This is a genomic window from Candidatus Sericytochromatia bacterium (assembly GCA_035285325.1).
Taxonomy (GTDB): Bacteria; Cyanobacteriota; Sericytochromatia; order S15B-MN24; family JAQBPE01; genus JAYKJB01.
On sequence record JAYKJB010000004.1, the window covers coordinates 23,657 to 47,321 of the forward strand.

General features: G+C 67.6%; 16 protein-coding genes. 4 read left to right on the forward strand and 12 right to left on the reverse strand.

What is annotated here, in order from left to right:
* Window positions 1-5 precede the first annotated feature (5 nt).
* Genes VKP62_00770 through VKP62_00790 form a run of 5 tightly spaced genes read right to left on the reverse strand, consistent with a single transcriptional unit; the run spans window position 6 to window position 13,703 of the window.
* Window positions 6-5,318, reverse strand: a complete 5,313-nt coding sequence (locus VKP62_00770; GenBank protein MEB3195712.1) for a diguanylate cyclase — start codon at window positions 5,316-5,318, stop codon at window positions 6-8.
* A gap of 58 nt (window positions 5,319-5,376) precedes the next feature.
* Window positions 5,377-5,655, reverse strand: a complete 279-nt coding sequence (locus VKP62_00775; GenBank protein MEB3195713.1) for a hypothetical protein — start codon at window positions 5,653-5,655, stop codon at window positions 5,377-5,379.
* A 26-nt stretch (window positions 5,656-5,681) separates the two neighbouring features.
* Window positions 5,682-6,320, reverse strand: coding sequence for a hypothetical protein (locus VKP62_00780; protein ID MEB3195714.1), 639 nt, complete (start codon window positions 6,318-6,320; stop codon window positions 5,682-5,684).
* Window positions 6,310-9,126 (reverse strand): outer membrane protein assembly factor BamA, encoded by a 2,817-nt coding sequence (gene bamA, locus VKP62_00785; protein MEB3195715.1) that lies wholly within the window; start codon window positions 9,124-9,126, stop codon window positions 6,310-6,312. The genes VKP62_00780 and bamA overlap by 11 nt, the downstream gene beginning before the upstream one ends.
* An 8-nt stretch (window positions 9,127-9,134) precedes the next feature.
* Window positions 9,135-13,703: a translocation/assembly module TamB domain-containing protein gene (locus tag VKP62_00790; protein MEB3195716.1), complete on the reverse strand. Its 4,569-nt coding sequence runs from the start codon at window positions 13,701-13,703 to the stop codon at window positions 9,135-9,137.
* 218 nt (window positions 13,704-13,921) lie between these two features.
* Here VKP62_00790 and infA point away from each other — a divergent pair, with 218 nt between their 5' ends.
* On the forward strand, window positions 13,922-14,179 hold the full coding sequence (gene infA, locus VKP62_00795; protein ID MEB3195717.1) for a translation initiation factor IF-1: 258 nt from the start codon (window positions 13,922-13,924) through the stop codon (window positions 14,177-14,179).
* A gap of 36 nt (window positions 14,180-14,215) precedes the next feature.
* Here the strand turns inward: infA and lepB are convergent, their stop codons facing one another.
* Window positions 14,216-14,854 carry a signal peptidase I gene (gene lepB / locus VKP62_00800; protein MEB3195718.1) on the reverse strand — a complete coding sequence of 213 codons (639 nt, stop codon included), beginning with the start codon at window positions 14,852-14,854 and terminating at the stop codon, window positions 14,216-14,218.
* Between the two features lie 133 nt (window positions 14,855-14,987).
* Here lepB and VKP62_00805 point away from each other — a divergent pair, with 133 nt between their 5' ends.
* Window positions 14,988-15,494 (forward strand): hypothetical protein, encoded by a 507-nt coding sequence (locus tag VKP62_00805; protein ID MEB3195719.1) that lies wholly within the window; start codon window positions 14,988-14,990, stop codon window positions 15,492-15,494.
* Window positions 15,495-15,598: 104 nt separating this feature from the next.
* Here the strand turns inward: VKP62_00805 and VKP62_00810 are convergent, their stop codons facing one another.
* The 6 genes from VKP62_00810 to VKP62_00835 all read right to left on the reverse strand — a co-directional run bounded on the left by VKP62_00810 (window position 15,599) and on the right by VKP62_00835 (window position 21,916).
* Window positions 15,599-17,557 carry an APC family permease gene (locus VKP62_00810; GenBank protein ID MEB3195720.1) on the reverse strand — a complete coding sequence of 653 codons (1,959 nt, stop codon included), beginning with the start codon at window positions 17,555-17,557 and terminating at the stop codon, window positions 15,599-15,601.
* A 4-nt stretch (window positions 17,558-17,561) separates the two neighbouring features.
* Window positions 17,562-18,224 (reverse strand): NAD-binding protein, encoded by a 663-nt coding sequence (locus VKP62_00815; protein ID MEB3195721.1) that lies wholly within the window; start codon window positions 18,222-18,224, stop codon window positions 17,562-17,564.
* Window positions 18,221-18,634: an NAD-binding protein gene (locus VKP62_00820; protein ID MEB3195722.1), complete on the reverse strand. Its 414-nt coding sequence runs from the start codon at window positions 18,632-18,634 to the stop codon at window positions 18,221-18,223. Before VKP62_00820 ends, VKP62_00815 begins: the two co-directional genes overlap by 4 nt.
* A gap of 175 nt (window positions 18,635-18,809) precedes the next feature.
* Window positions 18,810-19,355, reverse strand: coding sequence for a CDP-diacylglycerol--glycerol-3-phosphate 3-phosphatidyltransferase (gene pgsA / locus VKP62_00825; protein MEB3195723.1), 546 nt, complete (start codon window positions 19,353-19,355; stop codon window positions 18,810-18,812).
* Window positions 19,352-20,689: a 30S ribosomal protein S12 methylthiotransferase RimO gene (gene rimO / locus VKP62_00830; GenBank protein ID MEB3195724.1), complete on the reverse strand. Its 1,338-nt coding sequence runs from the start codon at window positions 20,687-20,689 to the stop codon at window positions 19,352-19,354. The genes pgsA and rimO overlap by 4 nt, the downstream gene beginning before the upstream one ends.
* A 24-nt stretch (window positions 20,690-20,713) precedes the next feature.
* The gene (locus tag VKP62_00835) at window positions 20,714-21,916 is read right to left on the reverse strand and encodes a YncE family protein (GenBank protein ID MEB3195725.1); all 1,203 of its coding nucleotides are present in this window, start codon (window positions 21,914-21,916) and stop codon (window positions 20,714-20,716) included.
* A gap of 178 nt (window positions 21,917-22,094) precedes the next feature.
* On the opposite strand from VKP62_00835, the gene VKP62_00840 reads away from it, so the two are divergent.
* Complete coding sequence (locus tag VKP62_00840) at window positions 22,095-23,321, forward strand: NADP-dependent isocitrate dehydrogenase (GenBank protein MEB3195726.1); 1,227 nt, start codon at window positions 22,095-22,097, stop codon at window positions 23,319-23,321.
* Between the two features lie 157 nt (window positions 23,322-23,478).
* Window positions 23,479-23,665: hypothetical protein (locus VKP62_00845; GenBank protein ID MEB3195727.1), on the forward strand; the 187-nt coding region annotated here is incomplete at its 3' end.

The following is a 23,665-nucleotide window of genomic DNA, read 5'->3' on the forward strand; positions in this document are numbered from 1 at the left end:
ACACATCAGCTGAGACCGCCCACCGCCTGGTAGCTGGTCACCTGATTGCGCCCGCCGCGCTTGCTGGCATAGAGGGCCTGGTCCGCCAACTCCATCAGGGTGAAACCCGTTTGCGCGTGGTCCGGGCAGGTGGCCGCCCCGATCGAGACCGTTACGCCGAGCGGTCCGTGCGCCTCGGTGGGCAAGGGATTGGTGGCGATCGCCAGGCGCAACCGCTCGGCAAAGGCCCAGGCCCCGGCGGCGTCGGTATCGGGCAGCAAGACCACCATTTCCTCGCCCCCATAGCGACAGGGCACGTCGATGTCTTGCCGGACGTTGGCCCGGATCACGCCAGCGACGTGGGCCAGCACCTGGTCCCCGACGGCGTGGCCGTAGGTATCGTTGAACTTCTTGAAGTGATCGATGTCCATCATCAAGAGCGACACCACGCTGCCCAGACGCAGGGCCCGCTGGATCTCCTCCGTCAGGCGCTGTTCGAAGTGCGACCGAAAGTACAGCTTGGTCAGGCGATCCACCGTGGCCAGGTCGTACAGGCGCGCATTTTCCAGGGCGACCGAAGCGTGACTGGCGATCGCCTTGAGCAACTCCAGATCTCGCTCCGTGAAGGCATTGACCACCATCCGACTATCCACATAAAGCACGCCGAGGGCGCGTTTCTGGGCCCGCAGGGGCACCGCCAGGAGGGTTCGCAGGTCGAGGTCCTGGATGCTCTTCTGCTGCCGCAGCGAATCATCGTCCCGCGCATCCGTGGTGCAGATGGCCTCGCCACTCTCGAGCACCCGACGCAGCGTACTGCGACTGACCGGTGCATCGAAGGTGGCGGCCGCGATCGGACCCTCCAGGGTGCGAGCCGCCTCGGCGCGCAATTCACCCTCCGCGTCACACAGGAACAGCAACCCGCGCTCCGCCTGGGTGATGTCCAGGGTGTAGCGCAGGACCAGGTCCAGCACCTCGGCCATGACCAGGGTCGAGCTGACCTTCGAGCTCAAGGCATACAACATCTCCAGGCGATCGGCGCGACTGCGCCATTCCGCTTCGAGCCGAAGGCGCCGGCTGGCCGCCACGAGTTGCTGGGTCACCAGGCGCAACGCGTCAAGGTCCCAGGCCGCCAGAGGGCCCACCAGTTCGGGATGTCCCAGGCCCAGCACGAGGCCCCAGCGTCCCGCTTCATTCTGCAGGGGGATCGTCAGCAAGGCACGAGGAGCCGGCAGATGTGACCACGCAGGCAGCGCCTGGGTGTCCCGAATAAACTGGATCTCGTCGAGTTGCGAGGTATCGAGCAGCAGGTCCGCAAAGCCGCCCCAGGGGTCCGACAGGCCCGCGCCACCAGGCCTTTCGAGCGACAGACGGCAGTCGAGTTCCAGCCCGTCGAACAGCAGCAGGTCCGCCCGTTCCAGCCGCGCGATGCCCATCACCACCTGCAACGTGCGGCGCAAGATGGTCTCCTCGTCGTCAAGGCGTTGGAGATCGTGGGCGAAATCGAGCTGCATTTGCAACCGCTCGGCGGTGTGCTGCAGGTCGTCAAACCACTGCTGATGTTGGGCCAGATTGCGGCGGGCCTCCTGCAGTTGCCGCTCGAGATCGCGCGGGTCACGGTCAGACAGTGGCTCAGCGGAAGCCACGTCGGACTGCACGGGCAGCACCCGTCCGAGCATCTGGGCGCGATGGTCCTTGGCCAGGTAGGCGTTCCGCCTGGCCTCGGCCAGGCCGTCGTGCAGGGGCGTCAGATGTTCGCTGGCCTCACGCAACCACTGCGCCGCCCGGGGACTGGGCGCGTGGAGCCAGGCGCGCTCGTAGGCCAGGCGCGCTTGCCAATCCGGCATCTGACAGCGCATGGCCAGGTCCTGAGCCCGATGCAGCCAGCCGTCGGCCTCCAGCGTCTGCCCCTGGGTGCGGGCCAGGCGGGCTCGCCAGAAGAGCGCCTCGATCAAGACGGGGCGTGCCTCACACGTGGTGGCCAGCGTTTCGGCTCTTTCGAACCAGGCGGCCGCCTCGGTGGCTCCGGCGTCCACGCTCACCAACTCACCCAAGGCCAGGCAATACTGCGCCTCCCAGACCTGAGCGCCGCGGGTTTCGGCCCTCAGGAGGCCCTCGCGCAGGCCCGCCTCCGCGGCCCCCTGCTGCCCCCGCTTGAGCGCCAGACGGGCCCCATACAGCCCCCAGGCCAGTTCCTGCTCCCGAATTCCGGATCGCGCTTGCGCGTCCAGTGCCGCCAGCAGGTTCGCCTCTGCCGCCTCCCAGTGCCCCAGGCACCAAGACAACTCCAGGGCCCCTCGCAGCGTGAATAACTCACCATAGGGGTCGTCTGCCTCGCGACGCCGCGTCAACACCTCCTCGAGCAGGCTCCAGGAGCGTTCGAACTCTCCCGTGGCAGCCAGCGTGCGCGCCTGAAAGCCCCGCGCGAGGTCGACCACGAACGAATGGCCGAGCGGCTCTGCCAGGGCGATCGCGCGTTCGCCGTAAAGGAAGGCGTTGGCGTGGTCGCCACGGTCCAGCGTGATCATCGCCAGGTTGACCAGCGCGATGGCCTCCTCGTGGAAGCCCAGCTCGTGACAGAGCGCCTGATTTCGCAGGAAGGCATACTCGGCCGCCGGGAGTTCTCCCAGCTGATAGAGCGCATTGCCAAACAACATGTAGGTGTCGTTCAGGGCCAGCTTGTCGGCCAGACGGGTCTGGATCCCGATCGCGCGCTGAATGCGCTCCAGCCCGCGCTGTGCGGCCATTGGGTCCTCTTTGGGCGGGTCCGTGACGTCCAGAAACCCGAGGAAACACAGGCATTCACCCCGATAACTCTCATCCTCGCAGCGTTCGGCCAGGGCCAACGTTTCTTCGTACAGCGCCCGCGCGCGGACCATATCACCGAGTTGATAAGTGGCCCGGGCCGATGCGGCCAGGCAGCGCAGCTCCTCGCGCGTCGCCTGCAGCGCACGCACCATCGGCAACGCCTCCCGCAGGTGGGCCAGGGCCTCCTCCTGCGAGCGTACCACGAGGGTCAGGCCCAGCCCGATGCGGGCCCGCACGATGACGTGGGGCGCTTGGCCGTCCTCCAGGCAGGACAAGGCCGCCTGATAGCAACGTTCCGCCTCCCCCAGCGCTCCCGACAGGCGGGCCAGATCTCCCAGGGCGGTCTCAAAAGAGGCCTTCCATACCCGCAAAGGGATGTCCAGCAGGCGTTCCCCGTCGACACCGCCGGCGGCCTCGGCGGCGCGTCGGGCCAGCGCACTGGCCGCGGCGGTCGCGTGCTGGGTAATCAGGTGCCGCACGGCGCCCGCAGCCCAGGGAATCGCTTCCAGAGCCTCGTCAGCGGCGAACAGGTGATTGGCCAGATGAACAAACAGGTCCCCGAGTCGGACGTTGGGGGGTGGTGCTGGAGAAGCCGTCGGGCACCACTGGGTGCGCGCCTGGACGGCATCCGGATGGCAGGCCAACCAGGCCGCGGCAAGGCGGCGGTGCGCCTGGCGCGCAGCTTCGGCCGAGGTGGCCTCACGCAGGGTTCGCGCCAGATGCTGGGGCGCGAAGTCGGCCTGCCCGTCGACCCGTCTGACGATGCGCTGGCGTTCGAGATCGGCGATCGCCCGTCGACGTTCCTCCGCCGACACGTCGGGGAGCAGATGTTCCATCAACGCGAAGTCAAAGGCGCCCTCCAGAAACGCCAGCAGGCCCACCAGGCGGCGAGCCGCAGGCGTCAGGTCGGCCAGACGCGCCTCCAGCAAGCGCTGGCTGCTGGGCACGTGGAGGTCGCCCCCCAGCCTCTCCAGTTGCCACGCGCCCTCAGCCTGCGGAATGAGGTCCTGGCTGACCCAGAACTCGATCAGGGACTGAATCCTGCCGGGATTTCCATCCGCCAGCTCCTGCACCTGCTGGACGAAGCCGGCGGGCACCTGCGGCGCGCCAAACATGCCGCCCAGGAAGCGCGCCACCTCGCGGGGCCTCAGGGCCGGCAACTGCACCCGCTCATCCTCCGCCGCCTCCGGGGTAGATGCGGCGTCTCGGGTCAGCACACTCAATAGCCCCGTGGACACCCCGCCGGCCTGCTGAAACGCCGTCCAGAGCTGCTGTGCCTCGGGCGCTGCCAGGTGCCAATCGTCGAGCAGGACAACCAGCGAGCGACCGTCCCCCACGGCCAGCAGGATGTCGTTCAATGCGGCCTGCAAGCGCAACTGAGCGGCCCGGGGGCTGCCTGCGCCCCCCTCGTCCGGCGGCCCGGCGACCAGACCGAGGGGCTGCAAGGCCTCCCTATGGGTGCTGAGCAGCAGGCCCTCGTCTTCCGAGAGCGCCTGGAGCGCCTGACGCAGCAGGTCGCGCAAGGGCTGATAGGGGGACGCGCCAGGCTCGACCTTGACCTGCAGCACCAGGCTCCCCGCCAGTTGGGCCCGCGTGTGGCACTCTTCCAGCAGGCGCGACTTGCCGGCCCCCGGAGCCGCTTCCAGCACCCACGTCGCAGCCGCGGAATCCTTGTCGAGGCCATCGAGCAGCGCATCGAAGCGCTGCAACTCCCGTTCGCGTCCCACGAACGGCGGACACATCAGCACCGCCGGATCCGGAGGCACCACCTCTCCGAGCCGGGACAGCACTTCGGAGACCGACTGGGGGCGGCGAGCGGGGTCCTTGGCGAGCAGGCTGGTGACCAGACCGTCCCAGAGCGGCGCCAGGTTCGGCACCAGCCGCGACGGCCGCGGAGGCGACAGGGTCAGGTGCGCTCGCAGCGCCTCCAGGGGCTCCTCGCAGGGAAACGGCAATTCCCCCGTCAGGGCTTGATAGATCACCACCCCGAGGGTGTACAGGTCCGCCCGCGGGTCCACCGGGGCACGTTGGATCATCTCCGGTGCCAAGTAACCCAACGTCCCTCTCAGGCCCACCGGCTGGCCGGCCGGCCTCATCAGACCGAAGTCCATCAACTTGTACGTGCCATCAATGGTGCGCCGGATATTGGCGGGCTTGAGGTCGCCGTGGACGAGACCGTCCAGGTGAATCCGACGCAAGGCGCGGGCGACGTGCCGAACCATTACCAGCACCTGGTCTGCCGGCAAGGGCAACAAGGTCTCCAGGTCGGCGCCCTCGACCAGCTCCATCGTGTAGTAAGCCTGGCCTTCGGCGCTGAGGCCATAGTCGTACACGTCGACCAGGTGCGGATCCTTCAGGCGCGTCATCCACCAGAATTCCTGCTGGAGCGCCGCCTCAGTCAGCGCATCCCCGCGCCGTTGCTTGAGCGCCACCTCACGGGCGAGCACCCGGTCCCAGGCCCGCCAGACCCGGCCCATGCCGCCCTCTCCCAACAAGCCGCGCAGGTCGTAGCGCGTGGTCAACCGCTCCGTCATCGCCTGGTTCGTGTACCCCGAGCCGCCGTCCCCGCGCGCGCGCGACCGGCGATGTGCGTCAGTGGAAGCCGCCGTCCAATGTCGTTTGCAGGCCCTTCCAATTTTCGGCGAAATCGAGGTAGGCGTGGGCCCCGAGCTGGGTCATCAGATGCTGAAATTTTCCGTTCAGACGCACCTGTTCATCCGCCGTGAAGCGGTCGGCGGGTAGCACCACGGCAATGCGCTTTTCCAAGAACTGGATCGGCACCTCGTCGAGCCGCAGGCCGCGGCCTCCCAGGCGCACGACCCGAGCGAGCACCCGCAGGACGTCGGCACGTTGAAACGATGAATGGGGCATGGGCTTCGAACCTCCTGGTGACACCATCATATCAGGCCGCTGCCCCCCGAGGGAGGCGTCAAGAAACTCCGCACATAGCCGCGCCGTCTCAGTTCCTCTCGGAAGGCGTTTTCACGCTGCGCCCTGGCGATGGGTGCCAGCCGGTCCCGCGCCCACTGTTCTCGGGCTGCCAGGGAAGCCCCAGGGGCCTCGGGGTGGCCCTTCAGGTAAGCTGCGATGTCCTCCCGGCTGATGGGCACGAAGTCGCCGAAGCGAAAGGTCAAGAATTGCCGCGCCAGCGCCCGGTCCTCGAGGAGCCGCTCCCATTCCGCGCCCCCGAAGCCTTCAGGAGCCGGGTGGCGAGAGATCTCGGCGGTGAGGGCCTGGTCCGACACGGCGAATCCGTAGCGCAGGGCTTCTCGCGCCAGCAGGCGATCGCCCAGCAGCGCCTCCAGCGCTTGTTCCAGCGAAGCTGCGCCGTGAAAGGAGCGCTGATAGGCCTTCAGCGTCGACAGGAGAACGGGGTCATACTCCACGGTGGCCACCACGCGATCGAGCAACAAGGCATCTTGCGCAGGTTGCGCCAGGCACCGCTCGGCGCCAGCCAACCAGACTCCCAGCAGCACCCCGCAGGCCAACACCCACCAGGTGCCAGACCGAGCCGGAGGGGTCGCCTCAAAACGCATGGCCGATGCCTCCGTACAACCCCTCCCAGCCGGCCCACTCCAGGCGCGGATGCAGGCGCACGCCGTAGTCGAGCCGCAGGGGGCCCACCGGCGTCTGGTAGCGCAGCCCCAATCCGCCGGTCACGCGGATCCCCTCGTTCCAGACGTGGCCCCAGCCCCCCCACACGTTGCCCGCGTCCAGGAAGCAGACCGCCCCCAGATCCGCGAACAGAGGCGTGCGCAGCTCCGCGTGCGAGACCAGCATGAGATGACCGCCCGATGGCTGGCCAGGCGGAAAGACGTTGTTGAAGTAGCCCCGCAGGCTGCTCGCGCCGCCGCTCACGAACAGCAGGTCCGTCGGCAGGGCCCAGCCCCCGCTGAGCGGCTGCAACCAGCCCCCCTCAAAGCCCAGGGCCAGCACAATCCGGCGCGGCAGCGGTAGAAAGTGGGCCCCGGTCACGCGCGGCCGCAGGTACACCAGGCTGCCCCCGAGCAGGGAGGTGGACCAGTCCACGTTGAGGTCGAGCTTGTCGCCCCAGCGCGGGTTCATCACGTCGGAACGCGCATCGTGGGTCAGGCCCAGCGTCACGATGCTGTTGGTGCGCTCCGGCAAGGAGGCGACGGCGGCCACCTGTTCAGGCAGCAGCTCAGGATAGGCCGTTCGGCCCCAGCCGTAACGGACACTGGCCAGCCAGCCCTCTCCGAACGGGCGCGACAAACCGATCGTCGGACCATAGGTCTGATAAAGAGGCTCGCCCGCCCGTCTCCGCTCCTGCAGGAAAGAGAAGCCCAGTTCCCCGATCTGAGAGGTGCCGAGCAGGTAGGGGTCCCGCAACGAGGCCTGGATGGTGGCCCGCGGACCACTGTAGAGCCCTTCCAGGCGAAACGGTCGACCGCTGCCCCAAAGGTTGTTTTGCAGGAACTCGGCGCTGAGCTGGGGACCTTGCAGGGACCCGTACCCTCCGCCCAAGCCGACCCAGCCGGTCTCCCGCTCGTGCAGCACCACCACCAGGTCGATCGCCTCATCCGGATCGGCGGAGATCGGGCGCAAGGGCTCGACCTGCACCCGGTCGAAAAAGCCGAGCTGGTAAATTTGCTGCTGGGTGCGCACCAGTTCCTCGGCATCGAAGAAATCACCCGGCTGGACGGTGATCTGCCGGCGAACGACCCCGTCAGAGGTTTTGACATTGCCTCGCACGATGATGCGCCCCACCGTTTTGCGCGGGCCCCGCGTGATCGTGAAGCGCAGCGTGGCGTCGGGCGTATCCTCGCCGTCGACCAGAGCCGCCTCCACCCGGGCCCGCGGGAAGCCCAACCGGGCCATGTAGGCCTGAGCGCCGGACACCCATTCAGCGACCGCTCCCGGATGATAAGGATCGCCAGGGTTCACCCCCACGGCCTGCAGCGCCCCCGCTTGCTGGTAAGCGTTCAGCCCGGGAAACTGGATGCGCCCGACCAGGGTGCGCGGCCCCTCGAAGACCTGCACGTGGAGGTCTCTCACGTGGGGGGCATGCGCCCGCGGCGTGTCCTGCGCGGTCAGACGCGCCCGCAAAAAGCCCTGCTTGACGTAGTATTCCTTCAAGGCCGCCATGTCATCCTGCCAGGCCGCCTGGTCGAAGGGGGCCGGTCCTTGCCAGGGCGGCGTCTGCCCCGTCTGGATGATCCGTTTCAGCGCCCCCGCAGAAAGGGTTTCATTGCCGCTGAATTCCACCTTGCCGACCACCCGTTGGGGGCCCGCCTTGACCTTGAAGCGCACCTTGAAGGTGTCACTGCCAATCCGGTCGAATTCACTCTCAACGACCGCCTCGGCAAACCCGCGAGACTGGTACAGCGCTTGCAGCTTGGAAGCGCTGGTCTCGATTTCATAGGGGCTCAGCGAACGCTGGGCGTAGACGGTGATGGCTTTGGCCAGTTCCGGCTCCGGCAGCATCACATCGGCATCCACCTCGATCTTGGCCTGGTGGCCCGCCTCCACGGCAATCATCAAATCGACCCAGGGCGGGGCAGCGGCCATGACCGCGGCATGATTCGTTTCCCGACGCCCATCAGGCATCACCAGCGACCAGCGGACCCGAGAGCCGACCCAACCAGCCTCGCCGACGTGACCTTCAATGCGTTCCACCCCGCGCAGGATGTCCTCGCGCGACAGCGCCGCGCGCGGCGTGGTCTCCAGCAACCTTCGCAGGGTCGCCTGATCGAGTCCGGGCGCCTGGATGCGCACCTCCCGAACGCGCACCGGCTCGCCCTCGCGCACCTTCAACCAGAGTTCGACGCGGTCGACGCCACGGGGGACGACCTGGACCTCCAGACTGGCGCGGGGATAGCCCTCTCGGGCATAGCGCTCCCTCAGCAGTTCCTCCCAGGCCTTGAAACGCTCCGGATTGAGGCGATCGCCCCAGCTCAGATCGAGCGTGCGCGCCAGCAAGTCGGGGGCAAGCGCACTCACCCCCTCGAAACGCCAACCGGTGATCAGGCGGGCCCGTTCGAGCTGATACACCAAGGCGATCGCGCCGGGCTCCACCCCGCGAGCCCGCACGCGAATGGTGGCAAATTTACCGGTCTGGTACATGTTGGCCACGCTCTCGCGGGCCCGAGCGGCCACGTAGAGACTCCCGGCATGCAGCACGCCGAGTTCATCCAGACGGGCCAGATCCAGTCCGGCCGTCTCTCCCTCATATGAGACGGAGACGATGCGGGCCCCCTCGAAGGCCGCGTTTTCCGGAGGGGTAGCCCCGTCCGCAGCCGAACAATCGGCGGCGCCCCCCCAGAGGCCGGCTCCCAGCAGCACCCCACAGGCCCACGGCCGCACGCGCCGACCGAAGCGCATCAGCCCGCTCATCGAATCGGCAACCGGTAACGCGCCGACGCATTGAAACTGCCGCCCAGGTCCTGTTCGAGTTTCAGCACGATCACATCCGTCAGCAGGTAATCGAAGATCATGACCCGCCCGGGGGTCTTGCCCGCAGGGGCGGAAATGTCCTGGGTGTAGGTCACCGTCAGCTTTTCATTGATCCGCTTGCCGACCGTGAAGCTGGCTCCGCCAGGCCCTGCCGGGTCGACCGACCCCGGTTTGACCTTCAGGACATCCACCACCCCCTGCTCGGTGATGCTACGGGCGACGCCAGCTGCCACCTGGTCGAGCAGGAAATTGGAGGCGGTCGTCAGCCCGGCGCCTCCGCCCTCGTTCAGCGCGCCCTGGGTTTGGCCCGTCGCGATCAGGGTCAGGATATCGGTCTGACTCATCATCGGGGTGCTGCTGAGATCCAGCTTCAACTTCTGTGGCGTGCCGGTGGCCTGCAGGCGCACGTCCACGCCTTGGATGGTGGATTTCGCGGCCAGGTTGAGATAAGGCACCAGCTGGTGCGGATCGATGAAGTCGACCGTGGCCGTTTCGACCTCGTAGGCGCGCTCCTGAAAGGTGAACTGCGCATCGCGTGCCTCCACGCGCCCCACCGCCACCGGCTGGCCGGGCGTCCCGAGCACCAGCACATCGCCCCGCAACTCGCCGCGCGCGATGTTGTTGCGAACCACGAAGCGGTCCGGAATGCTGAGTTGCAGGCGCAGGGCCGTTTGGGCGATCCACGGATTGGCCAGCAACTCGGCGGCGCTGCCGCGCGGCGCCCGCAGGGTTCCCAGGCTGGGGGTCAGCGCCACATCTCTGGTGTAGGCCCCTTCCAGAATCTTGATCTGGCCATCCAGCTTGCCCTTGCCTGCCGCCCCGACGTAGGTCAGGTCCGCATTCGCCAGGGCCTCCAGGCCCGGCGCCCGCACCCCGATCTCGCGGGCACTGCACTGCAGGGAGACGCGCTTGGGCACCCCGCGCCCATCGAGCTGCGCGCCGCCAACCGCCTCCAAACGCCCGGTCTGGCCGAAGCCGGCCTGAAGTTCATCGAGATAGACCTGGTTGTGGGTGACCCGCAGGGAGGCTGACATATCGTGGATCGGTTGCGGCAGGCTGCGCGTTTCCAGCTGTCCGTCGCGCAGGTTCAGGAACCCCTGCACATCGGCGCGTCCCGGATGGCCGCGCAGCGCCCCCTCGACCCGCACCTGCCCGATCGCCCCGGCAAATTGCCCCGGGGCCACTTTTTCCAGCAGCGCCATGTCGAGGGTGCCATCCAGGGCCAGGTCAGCCGCGCGGTCGAGGCCCACCGTTCCGTGCGCGCCCAGGCGCGTCCCCCCCCCGACCAGGCGGAAGGCCTCGACGTGCAGGGCGCGATCGGCCAGACGCAATACCCAGGGACCGTCGTTGCGCACCTCCAGATCGGGATAGCTCAGCTGGAAGCGGCTGACATCCAGGCTCGCCTTTGCCTGGCGCGGCCGGCTGGGGTCCGCACTGACCTGCAGGGTACCCTGAAGCTCACCATCGGTCGGCCACTGCACCTTACCCCGCCACGCCTCCGGGAACCAGGCCAGCAGGGGCGCCAGGCGCACCCCCGGAGAAGCGAGGCGCAGCGAAACATCCCCGCCGCCCAGTGGCACCCGGCCCTGCAGGGTCGCCTGCCCACCGAACAGGCTGCCCATCAGCCGAAGGATGCCGCTGCGGGCCTCTCCTCGCAACTGGCTCGCCCCGAAACGATGCTTGCGATGCTCGAAAGGCGCCACCTCAAGCCTGGCCTCGCCGGCCAGATCCTTAGCCTGGCCCCGCAGGTCCACCGCCAGGCGAACCGGGGTTTCCCGCGGGGCATTCTGCCCCGGCATGGCCGTGAGCAGGTCACCCAGGGTCAGGGCCTTGGATTGAAGCCTGAGCCCGGCGGTTCCGGAGGGGCGATCCCAGCTGAGCCGGCCCAGCAGTTGTCCACGCTCGAACTGCACGCGCAGGTCGGGCGCCTCCAGGCGGCCGGCCGTCGGCGATCGCCCCGGCGCGTCGTACTGGAAGGGCAGACGCCAGTGCGAGAGGGAGACCCCGGCGGCCTCGCTGCCCTGCCCGGCCAGCTGTCCGCGCAGCCGCAAGCGCTCCCCCAGCTCGCCGGAGAACTGCCCCAAGAAACGCTCGCATCGTGCTTGCCCACGCGCCAGCCAGTCAGCGGAGAGGCGTCCCCCCAGCCGGATCTGGCGGGCGGGCCCCTGCGCACGGGCCTGGAGGCGCAGTCCCTCCCCCTCCAGGCCGGCCAGGCCCAGGATCCGGGCGGCGGGGCCCAGACGCGAGGCTTCCGCCTGGAAGGCGATCGCCGTATCGCCGCGGGGGTCATAGCGTCCCGCGCCCTGCACGGCCAGCTCGGCCAGCTGCACGTGGGCCCGTTCCAACGCCAGGGCGCCCGGGGTCAGCCGCATCCGCCCATTTCCCGTGACCGGGACCATCCGACGGGCACCGGGAATCTGCCCCTCCGGCATCCAGGCTGTGCCACGCAACCGCCACGGTCCGGCGACCTGGTAAGCACTGCCGGCCCCCATCACGGTCAGGCTCGCCCCGGCCGTCCCCGACAGCGGCATGGCCCCCGGATTGAGCCAGGTCTGCAGGGCATCCAGCGCCAGCTCGCTCACCTCAGCGTTCAGGGCGTAGCGCGGCGGGGTCGCGACCTGGCAGTGCCCGCTCAGGCGGACGCGTCCCCCGAGGGTGTGAAGCCGCACCGGCTCCAGCTCGACCCGGCGCCCGTGAACCTGCAAGGTGCCGTCCAGGCGGCCCGCGGGCGGAGGTAGGCTGGCCAGATAGCGGCGACCAATTTCCACCATCGACAAGTCCTGCAGGGAGACGGTCAGGCGCGCCTGGGTGCTGGGGGCGTCCAGCGGAACGCTCCCATTGAAATGCAGGCGACCGCCCAGCAAGCGGCCATATCCCCCGGGCAGGGTGAGCCGATCATCGCGCAGGCGCCAGGGGCTGCCCCCGCTCAGGGGCACGTCGGCGCTGGCGTCGATTTCCGCAGCGGGTACCCGACCGGCCAGCTGCACCGCCCCCTCGCCGAACCAGCGGCGCCGATCGGTGCCCGGCAAGGTGAGGCGAAACGCGCCATCCACCCGGCCCTGGAGCGGCGCGCTGGTCTCCCCCAGGGCCAGCAGGGGAGCCAGGTCGAGCTGGCTGTGGCGCCCCACCAGGGTCACCAGCGGGGAGGGCGCCATCACGTCGGCGATCCGCATCCGGCCGTTCACTGAACCGCCCGCGAAGGCGGCGTGCAGGTGAAGCAAGTCGAGCCGACGGCGTCGCAACTGCGCCTGCGCGGCGAGGCGGTAGGAGCCCGCGGCGGGCACGGCCGCGAAGCGCCCGCTGAGCCCGAGTGGGCCATCCAGCTGCCAGTCGCTCAGGTCCAGCCCCCTGCCACGCGCCACCAGATGGCCGGACATGTCGCCTTCCAGACCAAGCGGCAGCGTCACCCCAGCCAGCTTCGCCAGGGTGACGATGGGCAAAGTCTGCCCATCCAGTTCGAGCCGGCCGGACGCGCCCGCCACCAGGGGAAGCTCGCCCTGGGCGCGCAGGCGGCCCCGCACGAGCGTCGCGCGAGCATCCGACAGCAGCAACTGGTCAGGGGTCAGCCGGAGTCGGGCCGACAGGGCCGGCACGGCCAGGCCACCCAGTCGCAGCGCACGCCCCGTCAGCTGAAATCCGAGTTCGGGTCGAGATAGCAGGCCCGCCGTCTGCCAGTCGCAGCGCCACTGACCCGCCAGGCCCAGCGGGCGGAGCTGCCGCCAGCGCGGCCAGCTGCCGGGTTCGGCGTCCAGAATGCCCGCCAAGCGAGGTTGCCAGTCGCGCCCCTGGCCGGTCAGTTCGCCCTGCGCCCGCAGGCGCAGCCCCTGGGCATCCAGCAGAACCCTGGGCAGGGTGACGTGTCGATCGGCCTGTCGAAACTGAACCTCAGCCGGGCCGAGCGGCCAGCTTTCGCCCTTCAAACGCAGGGTGCCGGCGTGCGCGCGCACCCCGCCATCGGCCTCGGATTCATCCAGACGCAGCTGAACATCTCCCGCCACCCCCGCCAGCGCCAGGGAAAGGTGTTGGGGCAGGTCCTCGAAATCGAGCACGCCATCACGCCAGCTGACGCGCCGCAGGTCGATCGGCGAGGCGCCTTGGGCCGGCTCCGTGGGGCTCAAAAACGCGTCCCAGTCGGTCCGGCCCGCGCCGAGGTGGCGCACGGCCAGGCGCGGGGCCTCGGCCTGCACGTGCGTCAGTTCGAAGCGCCCCCACAGCAGCGCCCAGCCACTCCAGGCCAGTTCCAGGCGAGGCACCGCCAGCAAGGGGCGCGCCGGGTCTTGCCGGGTGGACAGGGTCAAGCCCGTCACGACCGCCTGCGCCCGCCAAGGGTCGACTTGCAGGTCCTTCAGCCTGACCACGCCCGGCAGGTCTGACGCCAGACGCCGCAGCGCTTCCTGAGCCAGGCGGGTCGACACCGCCGGCGTGGTGGCGATCGCCACGGCCAGCGCCGCCGCGCCTGCGAACCCACCCAACAGCCCCAGGGCGATCGCCCAGCGCCTCGCCAACCCGCTTCCTCCCCGATCCTGACCATCAAAGACAGGGTGGCCAGGTCACCCCCTCGATCGATGCCATACCCGCTGGGCGGGGCTCTCGTCCAGATTGCCCGAGCAGCCGGTGTAATTTGCGCCTTGCCGCGCCCAGCCTGTGCGTGTTATGACATGACTTGGTAAAATAAAAGTTAAGTAGCCTTCCTGGGGGAGGGCGATCAGCAGGAGACAATTGTTTGCTCAAAGAAGACGTTTTGGAAATGGACGGCACGGTCGTGGAGGCCCTGTCCAACGGCATGTTCCGGATCACCCTCGAAAATGGTCACGAAGTACTCGGGCACCTGGCCGGGCGCATGCGCCGCTTCCGCATCAAGGTGCTGCTCGGCGACCGGGTGAAGGTGGAACTGTCTCCCTATGACCTGACGCGTGGCCGGATCACCTTCCGAAACAAGGGTGATCACACGCCCGGTGGACGTCCGCCGTTCCGCCGCTGAATCACACCGTCGCCAACGACACGGAGCAGGCCGGTCTCAATTGAGGCCGGTCATTCTGTTGGCGACACTCAGCCCAAAGCGCGGGGTTTCCAGTCCTCCGACGCGCTCCGGAGGCCAGAAGCAGAAGGAGGCGCGCCCGATGATGTTGGCCACCGGCAAGGGGCCCCAGGTGGCACTGTCGATGCTATGGGCGCGGTTGTCGCCCAGCACGAACACGCTGTTGGCGGGCACCTCGCGTTCCGTGATGGTGAGTCGGGCACCCACCCCCGTCACGTAGGGCTCCGCGAGCGCCTTGCCATTGCGGAAGACACGTCCGTGCGACAACGCCACGTGGTCCCCCGGAAGCGCCACCACGCGTTTGATCCAGGGAATGTTCGGGTCCGCGTCCACCTGTCGCGAGAGCGCGCTGCTGGGGGGGTGGAACACGACGATCTCACCGCAGCGGGGCGTGCGCAGGTGATACGATATCTTCTCGATGACCAGGCGATCGCCCACGTCCAGCGTGGGGGCCATCGAGGACGACGGGATGAAGCGGGCTTCGGCCACGGTGGCATGGCAGGTCAACGCGATGCCGGCCGCCAGCAGCAGCACTGTCAATCCGTCCCGCACATCGCAGACCAGACTCCGTCGCCCGTGGGCACGTTTTCGCTTCTTGAAAATTCGACGTTGCTGCACCCGTGTCGCTCAGTGGGAAATGCCACCCATGCCCTCGTGTTCCGAACCCCATGCCCGGTCACGGAGTTGGCCTGCCCAGCAAGCGGGCGAGCCGATAGCATCTTCATTCCCATCGGGCCGCACGCTTAACCCGATGGTCTGTCGACTCTTGCTCGGCGTGGCGCTGGCCGGCCTGCTGGGCTGCGCCGATCCCCCCGGGATGCGCAAGCCGCTGCCGCTCGACCCGGCGGAGGAAGGCCAGGCGCTGGCCACCTACCGCAAGGCCGCTCAGGAGGTTCAGCAGGTCGACGGGGTGCTCGGCACCTATCTGACCCGGACCAACAACCCTCGCGAGATGGTGGTCGTCGTGCGCGACAAGCCCGCGCGCAAGCGAGTGGGCGAGAAGTTCGGCGGCGAGATCGCGGGCCTGTCGCTGCGGGTCGAACTCGCGCCCAAGGGCTTCGAGGACGAGCAGGAGCCGATCGAAGAAGTCCAAAACGAGAAGCTGCCCAGCAACTGGCGGGAATGGCTGGCCTACGCCTGGAACGAGGGGATGCAGCGGCTGCGCACCCAGGTGGAGGAGTGGCGGGCCAGATGGCGGCAATGGCGCACGCCGAGGCCGGAGGAACCCAACCCCGCGGCCAGCATGCTGCCCACCTGATAGCGGCGGTCCTTTCAGACCGGACTTGCCACGCGACAAACCTGGCGTCGATCGCCAGAATCAAGGGCGCATCCTGGGGGAAGTATGAAGCGTCCCCGCCAGACTCAGAACTCGTGAGGCAATGGTCCGGTGTTACCGCGCGTGCCCCAGGCCCTCGACTGGCGCTGCCCCTGGGACCACTGGGTATACCAGACGCCCGGTCCCTTCGGCAGGGTGCGCTCATCGAGCCGCTCCACCTCGGTCGACATCTCGGTCGCCAGGTGGGCCCGCAGTTCCTCACTGGATTCCGGGTCGTGGCCCGTGCTGATATAAATGCGCGTGAAGGGCCGGGTCTTGCCGTACTCCGTGAGGACCTCAATCAGATTGCCGGGCAGCACCTTGACCCCCAAGACAAAGTTCCGCTCGGCGTAAAAATCCTCCAGTTGCTGCGAAATCAGGCGTTCCAGCCCCTCCGAGACCACCCCGTGCGGCGCCTGCTGCTCTTCGGCATGAAACAGCAACAGTTCGATGTCCTCACCGTGGCGCTTGAGCAGGTAGCTGATGGTGGAGACCAGGCTGGTCGGCACGATCGAAGCGGTGCAGATGACATAGGTGGGCAGTTCGGGCAGCTTGTCGACGCCACGGTACTTGCCGATGCCGAGGCGCAGGTCGGGCAAGCGCACCATGCGTGACTCCACCTGCCCCAGGCGGTAAAGCGCCATGACCAGCAAGACTGCCATGAAAAGGTGCAAGCCCAGGTCCCGGGCGTGATGGGCGGTGGCAATCAGGATGCCGTCCGCCAGCACCAGCACCAGACAGCCGGCCACCGCGGCGATGGGCAGCGGCGTGCCCCGCCAGTTGAAGGTCCAATGGCTGGTCCAGGGCGCGCGCGAGACCTTGGTCGGTTGATGCAGACGCAGCAACACCACGCCGGCACAGTAGGAGATCATGACACTCAGGAAGGCCATCCCGTAGACCTCGCCGAGTCGATCGACGTTGCCAGGAAACACCGCCATCATCAGCAGGCAAAGCGCCCCGAAGGGCAGCGCCACGAAGGGGAAACCTTTCAGCTGCGGCAGGCGATCGCCCCACTGGCGCAGGACCAGCACCGGCAGGTTGCCCTGCTTGCCCATCGTGGTCATCAGACCGGTGGCCCCGGCAAAGGCCGTGTTGACCGCCGCGAACAGGGTCAGGCACGCGTTCGCCACCAGCAAGTAGAGCATCGGCGTGCCGCCCTCGTAGACAGCCAGGCCCGACAAGAAGGCCGACTTGTAGCGGGCGATGTCGGCGTCCGAGAGCAAGACGATGCAGAGCAGCGACGAGAGCGGACCGGTGAAGCTCACCAGCAGGACAATCGTCAGGTAGATCTTGCGGATCGCCTTCCACGTCGGTTCGCGGATCTCCTCGATGATCTGGGCCGCCGACTCGAAGCCGGTGATGCCGAGAAAGGCCGCCGCGAAGGCCATGGTGACCGCATGCAGCTCCAGCCCCGCAAAGCCCGAGGTCAAGCGGTCCCAGTGGGCCCCCTGGGTCAGGGCCAGCAACAGGCCGTACACGTCCATCACGATCAGCGCCACAAAATGGAAGGCGGCAATCCCGAAGACCAGCACGGTCGATTCCTTGAGGCCCAGCAGGTTCAGGCCCGCAAACAGCACCACCGGCACCGCCGCAACCGCCACGATCAGCCAGGTGGGCCAGGGGGCAGTCCAGAGCGTGGAAAGATAATGTGCCCCTGACAGCGCGCTCACAACGGCCGTGGCCAGGTAAGAGAGAATCGTTAACGACCCCACCACCAGCGCCGCCCGTCGGCCCACCGTCTGCAGCACCATGCTGTAGGCCCCGCCGTTGAGCGGGTTGACGGCGCAACCTTCCTGGTAGGCGGTTTTGAACAGCCACATGGCCAGACAGACCAGGGTGATGAAGAAAGGCGCGGTGAAGCCGACCAGCGGATACAGCACGCCCGTGCTGTAGAAAACCGAGGTGCCGATGTCGGCACCCACAAGGCCAGCCGCCAGCCACCAGCTCAGCTGATGCCCGTGATGACGACCGCTGCGTTCGGAGAGGGGACGCTGCTCGGCAGCCACGGAATCAGTCCTCTCCCACCAGCATCGTGCGGAGCGTTTCCTCGCTGCCCTTGAGCGTGATGGCGAAGACCTCGTCACCGGCCAGCAGGACCGTGTTGCCGTCCGGGATCAAGGCCTCGCCCTGGCGCCAGACGGCCGCAATCAGAGAATTGGGGGGCAAATCGAGCTTGCGCAGGGCCAGGCCAACCACCGGGGCATCCGGCGGCAGGTCAATCTCGACCACCGACATCCGCTCATGCCAGGTGAGCAGGGTCATGGCCTCGTGCGGGATGATCTCGTACTCGATCGCGCGCGACACCATCGAGGTCACGCTGATGATCAGGTCAACGCCCGCCAGTTTGAAGAGCTCCTCGTTGCGCGGGTCATTGACGCGGGCAAGCGTACGCGGCACGCGGAACAGGTCCTTGGCCATCTTGCAGATGACGTAGTTGTCCTGATCCCGCCCGGCCGCCGCCACCACCACGTCGGCTTGCTCCACCCCGCCCCGCAACAGCAGTTCGGGGTTGGTGGCATCGCCCGCGATCACGGAGACGTCGTCAAACTCGCGGTAAACCGACTCGCAGACGCGGCGATCGCGCTCCAGCAGCGCCACCTCGTGGTTCTGGGCCAGCAGGCCGCGAATCAGGTGCAGACCGATCTTGCCGCCACCGGCAATCACAATTTTCATGACACGCGCTCACCCTTGGCGAGGGCGCGTTCCAGCGCCAGGGTGCCTTCCACCATCGGGCTGATCACCTCGAAGCCGTTGGCCATGTAGAGCGCCGCCATGCGCGGTTCGTCGATGCGCACCACCACCCGCGGAACGCGGAAAATCTGCCGGGCCACATCCGCCGCCATCATGTTGGTGCTTTCGTCACGGGCAACGGCTGCCACTGCCTCGGCGCGCTCGATACCGGCCCGCCTCAACACGGCGCTGTCGATCTCGAGACCCTCGACGGTCTGGCCAGGGAAGGCACGCGGCAAATTGGTGTCGAGATTGCGCCGCTCATGGTCGAGGACGACCACTTCCTTGCCTGCCGCCGCGAGGCGAGCCGCCAGACTGCCGCCCAATCGCCCGCACCCGATAATCAAGATCATGCAATCCTGCTACGTTTCCATCCGGCCGCGTCGGCCGCCCGCCGTTGCACTCTGCTTATTCCCAGGCAGGAACGGGAACAAGCAAGTTTCCTGGATTCCAGCAAAAAGCTCAAGGGGATGGTGCCCCTTTTGATCGGCCTCACGGGCATTCCCTGCTGGTCGGCGCGAGGCTGGGTCAGTGGACCAGCAAGTTGCGGGCGCGCCAACCATACTGAACGCCGGACGCCACCGTCAGCCCCACCGCCACCCAGTAGGTCCACCAGGCCAGCGTGGCCACGGCATCGGCCCGCAGCGCCCGCCCCGAGGGGTCCAGGCTCCAGAGCAGGGCGATGATGGCGATCATCTGCAGAGCCGCCTTCCATTTCCCCAGCCAGCCGGCACTGACAATCACGCCGTGCGAAGCCTCCAGCGCCCGCAGGCCCGTCACCAGGAACTCGCGGAACAGGATCGCCGTCACGCTCCAGGCCGGCACGATGCCGCGAGCCGTCAGGGCCACCAGCACCCCCGACACCAGCAGCTTGTCGACCAGCGGATCCAGCAACTGCCCCAGCGGCGTGACCAGGTCCAGCTTGCGGGCCAGATAGCCGTCGATCCAGTCCGTCAGCGAGGCGATCACGAACAGGCCGAGGGCCCACATTTCCCAGCCCTGCCGCTCCAGCAGCAACAGGCACGGAATCGCCAGCGCCAAACGGGCCAGCGTGATCGTGTTGGGCAGGTTCATACCGGGGTCGCGGTGCGCACGACCTCACCGTGGAGGTCATAAGGCTTGGCCTCGGTGATGCGGACCTGCACGAGATCCCCCGGCTCGACGTGGGGATCGTCGCAGCGAGCAAAGGTGGTGCCGTCGACATCGGGCGCATCACGGAAGGTCCGGCCAATCAGGATGCCGCTCTTGCTCTCGATCGCCTCGACCAGCATGGTCAGCTCCTGGCCCACCAGCTCGTCGTGAATCGACTGCGAGATGCCCTGCTGCAACGCCATCAAGGCCGAGCGCCGCTGGTTGGCCACCTTCTTGGTCACCCGCCCCTTGAGCGGGTAGGCGGTCGTGCCCTCCTCGGGGGAGAACACGAACACGCCGACGTGGTCGAGGCGTTGCGTGCGCACGAACTCCATCAGGTGCGCGAATTCTTCCTCGGTCTCGCCCGGGAAGCCGACGATGAAGCTGGTGCGAAGCACGAGACCCGGCACGCCGGCCCGCATGCGGTCCACCAGGTCAGCCACCGACTCGTTGGTGGGTCGGTGCATGCGACGCAGCACGTCGGGATGGCTGTGCTGCAGGGGAATGTCGAGGTACGGCAACACCTTCGGCAGGTTGCGCATGGCCTCGAACAGCGCGTCGTTGACGTACATGGGATAGGCGTAATGCAGCCGGATCCAGTTCAGGCCCTCGACCTCGTTCAGCGCCGCCAGCAATTCGGGCAGAGCCGCCCGGCCATAGCGGTCCAGGCCATAGCGCGTGCTATCCTGGGCGATCAGCACGACCTCGCGTGTGCCTCCTGCCACCAGCTGGCGCGCCTCCTCGACGATCGTCTCGATCGGACGGGAACGATGGCCGCCGCGCAGCTGCGGGATGATGCAGAAGGCGCAGCGGTGATCGCAACCTTCCGAAATCTTCAAGTAGGCACTCGGTCCCAGACCGCTTTGCAAGCGCGGCAGCACCTCGTCGTAAGCATAGGTGGGCTTTTCCGAAATTTCCGAGAAGCGCTCACCATCCAGCACGCGCTCGACCACCCGCACGATCGACTTGAGGTCGCCCGACCCGATCGCCGCCGACACTTCCGGCAGCGCCTCCAGCACCTCTTCCCGGTGGCGTTGCACCATGCAACCGGCCATCACGATTTTCTTGCTGCCACCGTCCGACAGTTCCAGGATCTGCCGGGCCGATTCCTGCTGCGCGCTGACCAGAAAGCCGCAGGTATTGACCAGCACCACATCGGCCTCGTCACTCTCGGCCACCAGCTGGAAGCCGGCCTGCCCCAGCAAGCCCATCATGATTTCGGTGTCGACCAGGTTCTTGGCACACCCGAGATTCACCACGCCCACCTTGGCCGTCATCGCGCGTCTCCTTCTTGCTTGCGTCTAGTTGAACAGGAAGCCGCCAAGCGCCAGGTCGCCGGTCGGCGCGATGAAGGACGGGTTCAGCTGCTGCAGATTGAATACCTGAGGCAGGTTCAGCTGGTTGCCCACCCGCTGGAAGACCGCCACGTTGTTGCTGCCCGACAGCGAGACATAGACCTCGTTGCCGAGCGAGGAGACCTCGACGGCCTGCGGTTGACGCCCCTCGACCCGCACGGCATCGCCGCGCGGCGACAGGTCGGCAGCGGAAAAGACCTGCAGCGCGTCGCGCGTTTCCAGCGACACGTAGACGGAATCAGGCGTGCCGGCAGCGTTGCGCCCGACCGCCACGTCGTAGGGCGAGCCCTGCACGTCGCGCACGTCGGCCTGGTTGGCCTGGGAGCTGTTCAGGAAAAAGATGCGGTTGGCGCGCGGGTCAGTCACGTAGACCACGTCCGTGTTGGCGTTCACGCTGGCCACGGCGAGGTTGAGCGGGGCCACCGCCCCAACCAGCTGCACGGTGCGCTGCACGCTGTAGCTGGCAATCTGCCCGACCGCGCCACCCGCCCCGGTGGTGGGCGCGCCACTGCCCGGATTGCCTTGCAGGATGCAGAGGAAGCCGCCCTCGCAGGCCACATAGACCTGCGAACCGGTGGCATTGGTGGCAATCCCCTTGGGACGCAGGCGCTGGCCCTGGTTGGTGCCCCCCTGAGGGGGCAGGCCGCCCGGATTGGTGATGGGCGTCGAGAGCAGGACCGTCTGCACGACCGTGTTGGTGGGAATGTCGATCACCGAGACGGTGTCCTCGTCGGTGTTGGTGACGAAGCCGCGGGAGCCGGAGGGGGCGATCGCCATGGCATAGGGCCGGCTGCCCACCGCGATGGTGCGGTTGACCAGGCGATTGCGCCGGTCCACCACGGCCACGGTGTTGCCCAATTCACAGACCACGTACAGGTACAGCTGACGTCCGCGAGGGTCCATTGTCAGACCACGCGGGCCGTTGCCGACCAGGATCGGGTCCTGGTCCACGCGCGACTGCACCGTGTTGATTTCCAGCACCGCACCCTTGTTGTAGAGCGTGGTGTAGACGTAGCCGGTCGGACGCGCCCCGACCACGCCCGGATCGTTCTGCGGCCCGCCGCTGATGGCGGAGCAGCCGAGCGTGGCGGCCACGGCGGAGAGGAGGGCGGAAGCGACGGCCCGACGGGCGAAAACTTGAAAGCTCATCACGCCCATCATACCAGACACCAGGCGGCCCGAAGCAGCGGCCGGGTGGTGTACAATGCCCCCGGGTTGCAGGCGGGAGGTTCGCTCGGTCGCAGCGGACGAGGGCCGGTGGCCCCGCCCGCGCGTGCGCGCAGAGGCCCCGCGCCGGGGCCCGCCCTGGAAACGGAGACGGTTTTCGATGAAAAAGATCAAAGTGCTCAATCCGGTCGTCGAGCTCGACGGCGACGAAATGACCCGCATCATCTGGCAGTTCATCCGCGAGAAGCTGATCCTGCCCTATCTCGATATCGAGCTGAAATATTTCGACCTCGGCATCGAGCACCGCGATGCCACCAACGACCAGGTCACGATCGACGCCGCGCACGCCATCAAGCAGTACGGCGTGGGCGTGAAGTGCGCCACCATCACGCCGGATGAAGCGCGCGTCAAGGAATTCAATCTCAAGCAGATGTGGAAGTCGCCCAATGGCACGATCCGCAACATCCTCGACGGCACCGTCTTCCGCGAGCCGATCATCTGCAACAACGTGCCGCGTCTGGTGCCGGGCTGGACGAAGCCGATCGTGATCGGCCGCCACGCCCACGGCGACCAGTACCGCGCCACCGACTTCAAGGTGCCCGGCCCCGGCACCCTGACGATCAAGTTCGTCGGCGAGGACGGTCAGGTGATCGAGCGGGAAATCACCAAGTTCCCTGGCTCCGGCATCGCGATGGGCATGTACAACTATGACGACTCGATCCGCGGCTTCGCCCGGGCCTCATTCAACTACGGCCTGCAGAAGAAGTGGCCGGTCTACCTGTCGACCAAGAACACCATCCTGAAGGCCTACGACGGCCGCTTCAAGGACATCTTCCAGGAGATCTTCGACGCGGAGTTCAAAGCCCGCTTCGACGAGCACGGCCTGACCTACGAGCACCGCCTGATCGACGACATGGTGGCTGCGGCGCTCAAGTGGGAAGGCGGCTTCGTGTGGGCCTGCAAGAACTATGACGGCGACGTGCAGTCGGACACGGTGGCGCAGGGCTTCGGCTCGCTGGGCCTGATGACCTCGGTGCTGCTGAGCCCCGACGGCAAGACGGTCGAATCGGAAGCGGCCCACGGCACCGTCACGCGGCACTACCGCGAGCACCAGAAGGGCAAGGCCACCTCGACCAACCCGATCGCCTCGATCTTCGCCTGGACGCGTGGCCTCTACTACCGCGCCCAGTTCGACGGCACCCCTGAGCTGGCCGAATTCGCCACCGCGCTGGAGCAGGTCTGCGTCGAGACGGTCGAAGCCGGCCACATGACCAAGGACCTGGCGCTCCTGATCAGCAAGGACCAGCCCTGGCTGAACACCCAGGAATTCCTGGACAAGATCGACGAAAACCTCAAGTCCAAGCTGGGCCTGGCCGCGGCGGTCTGACCGCTGCCCCGATGGCGCCGCACCCCCGAGTGCGGCGCTTTTTTTTTGGCGTCACGACGCGATGCAAGGCTCGCGCTGGTTCCGTGTTCAGGGGCCGTTTGCGCTGATACAGCGCCGATGACAGTCAGCCCACGGCCCTCTCCGGCGATAGTCCGGCATGCCGTCCCCCCGCCACGAGTACCTGGTCGAGGTCTGCCGCGAGGCCCCGCAACTGGTCGCCGACCTGCTGCGCCTGCACGGCGTGGAAGTCCCCACGGCCAGCCCCGCCCGGGTGGTCGAGACGGCGATCGTCGATGCCGTGCCCGTCGAGTGGCGGGCTGACCTGGTCGTGACCCTCGGGGAAC

Coding starts and splice junctions, on each gene's coding strand:
- pgsA (MEB3195723.1), bottom strand. CDS start 19,355: ATGAACCTGCCCAACACGATCACGCTGGCCCGTTTGGCGCTGGCGATT.
- VKP62_00840 (MEB3195726.1), top strand. CDS start 22,095: ATGAAAAAGATCAAAGTGCTCAATCCGGTCGTCGAGCTCGACGGCGAC.
- VKP62_00820 (MEB3195722.1), bottom strand. CDS start 18,634: ATGATCTTGATTATCGGGTGCGGGCGATTGGGCGGCAGTCTGGCGGCT.
- bamA (MEB3195715.1), bottom strand. CDS start 9,126: ATGCGCTTCGGTCGGCGCGTGCGGCCGTGGGCCTGTGGGGTGCTGCTG.
- rimO (MEB3195724.1), bottom strand. CDS start 20,689: ATGACGGCCAAGGTGGGCGTGGTGAATCTCGGGTGTGCCAAGAACCTG.
- VKP62_00835 (MEB3195725.1), bottom strand. CDS start 21,916: ATGAGCTTTCAAGTTTTCGCCCGTCGGGCCGTCGCTTCCGCCCTCCTC.
- VKP62_00815 (MEB3195721.1), bottom strand. CDS start 18,224: ATGAAAATTGTGATTGCCGGTGGCGGCAAGATCGGTCTGCACCTGATT.
- VKP62_00780 (MEB3195714.1), bottom strand. CDS start 6,320: ATGCGTTTTGAGGCGACCCCTCCGGCTCGGTCTGGCACCTGGTGGGTG.
- VKP62_00805 (MEB3195719.1), top strand. CDS start 14,988: ATGGTCTGTCGACTCTTGCTCGGCGTGGCGCTGGCCGGCCTGCTGGGC.
- VKP62_00770 (MEB3195712.1), bottom strand. CDS start 5,318: ATGACGGAGCGGTTGACCACGCGCTACGACCTGCGCGGCTTGTTGGGA.
- VKP62_00775 (MEB3195713.1), bottom strand. CDS start 5,655: ATGCCCCATTCATCGTTTCAACGTGCCGACGTCCTGCGGGTGCTCGCT.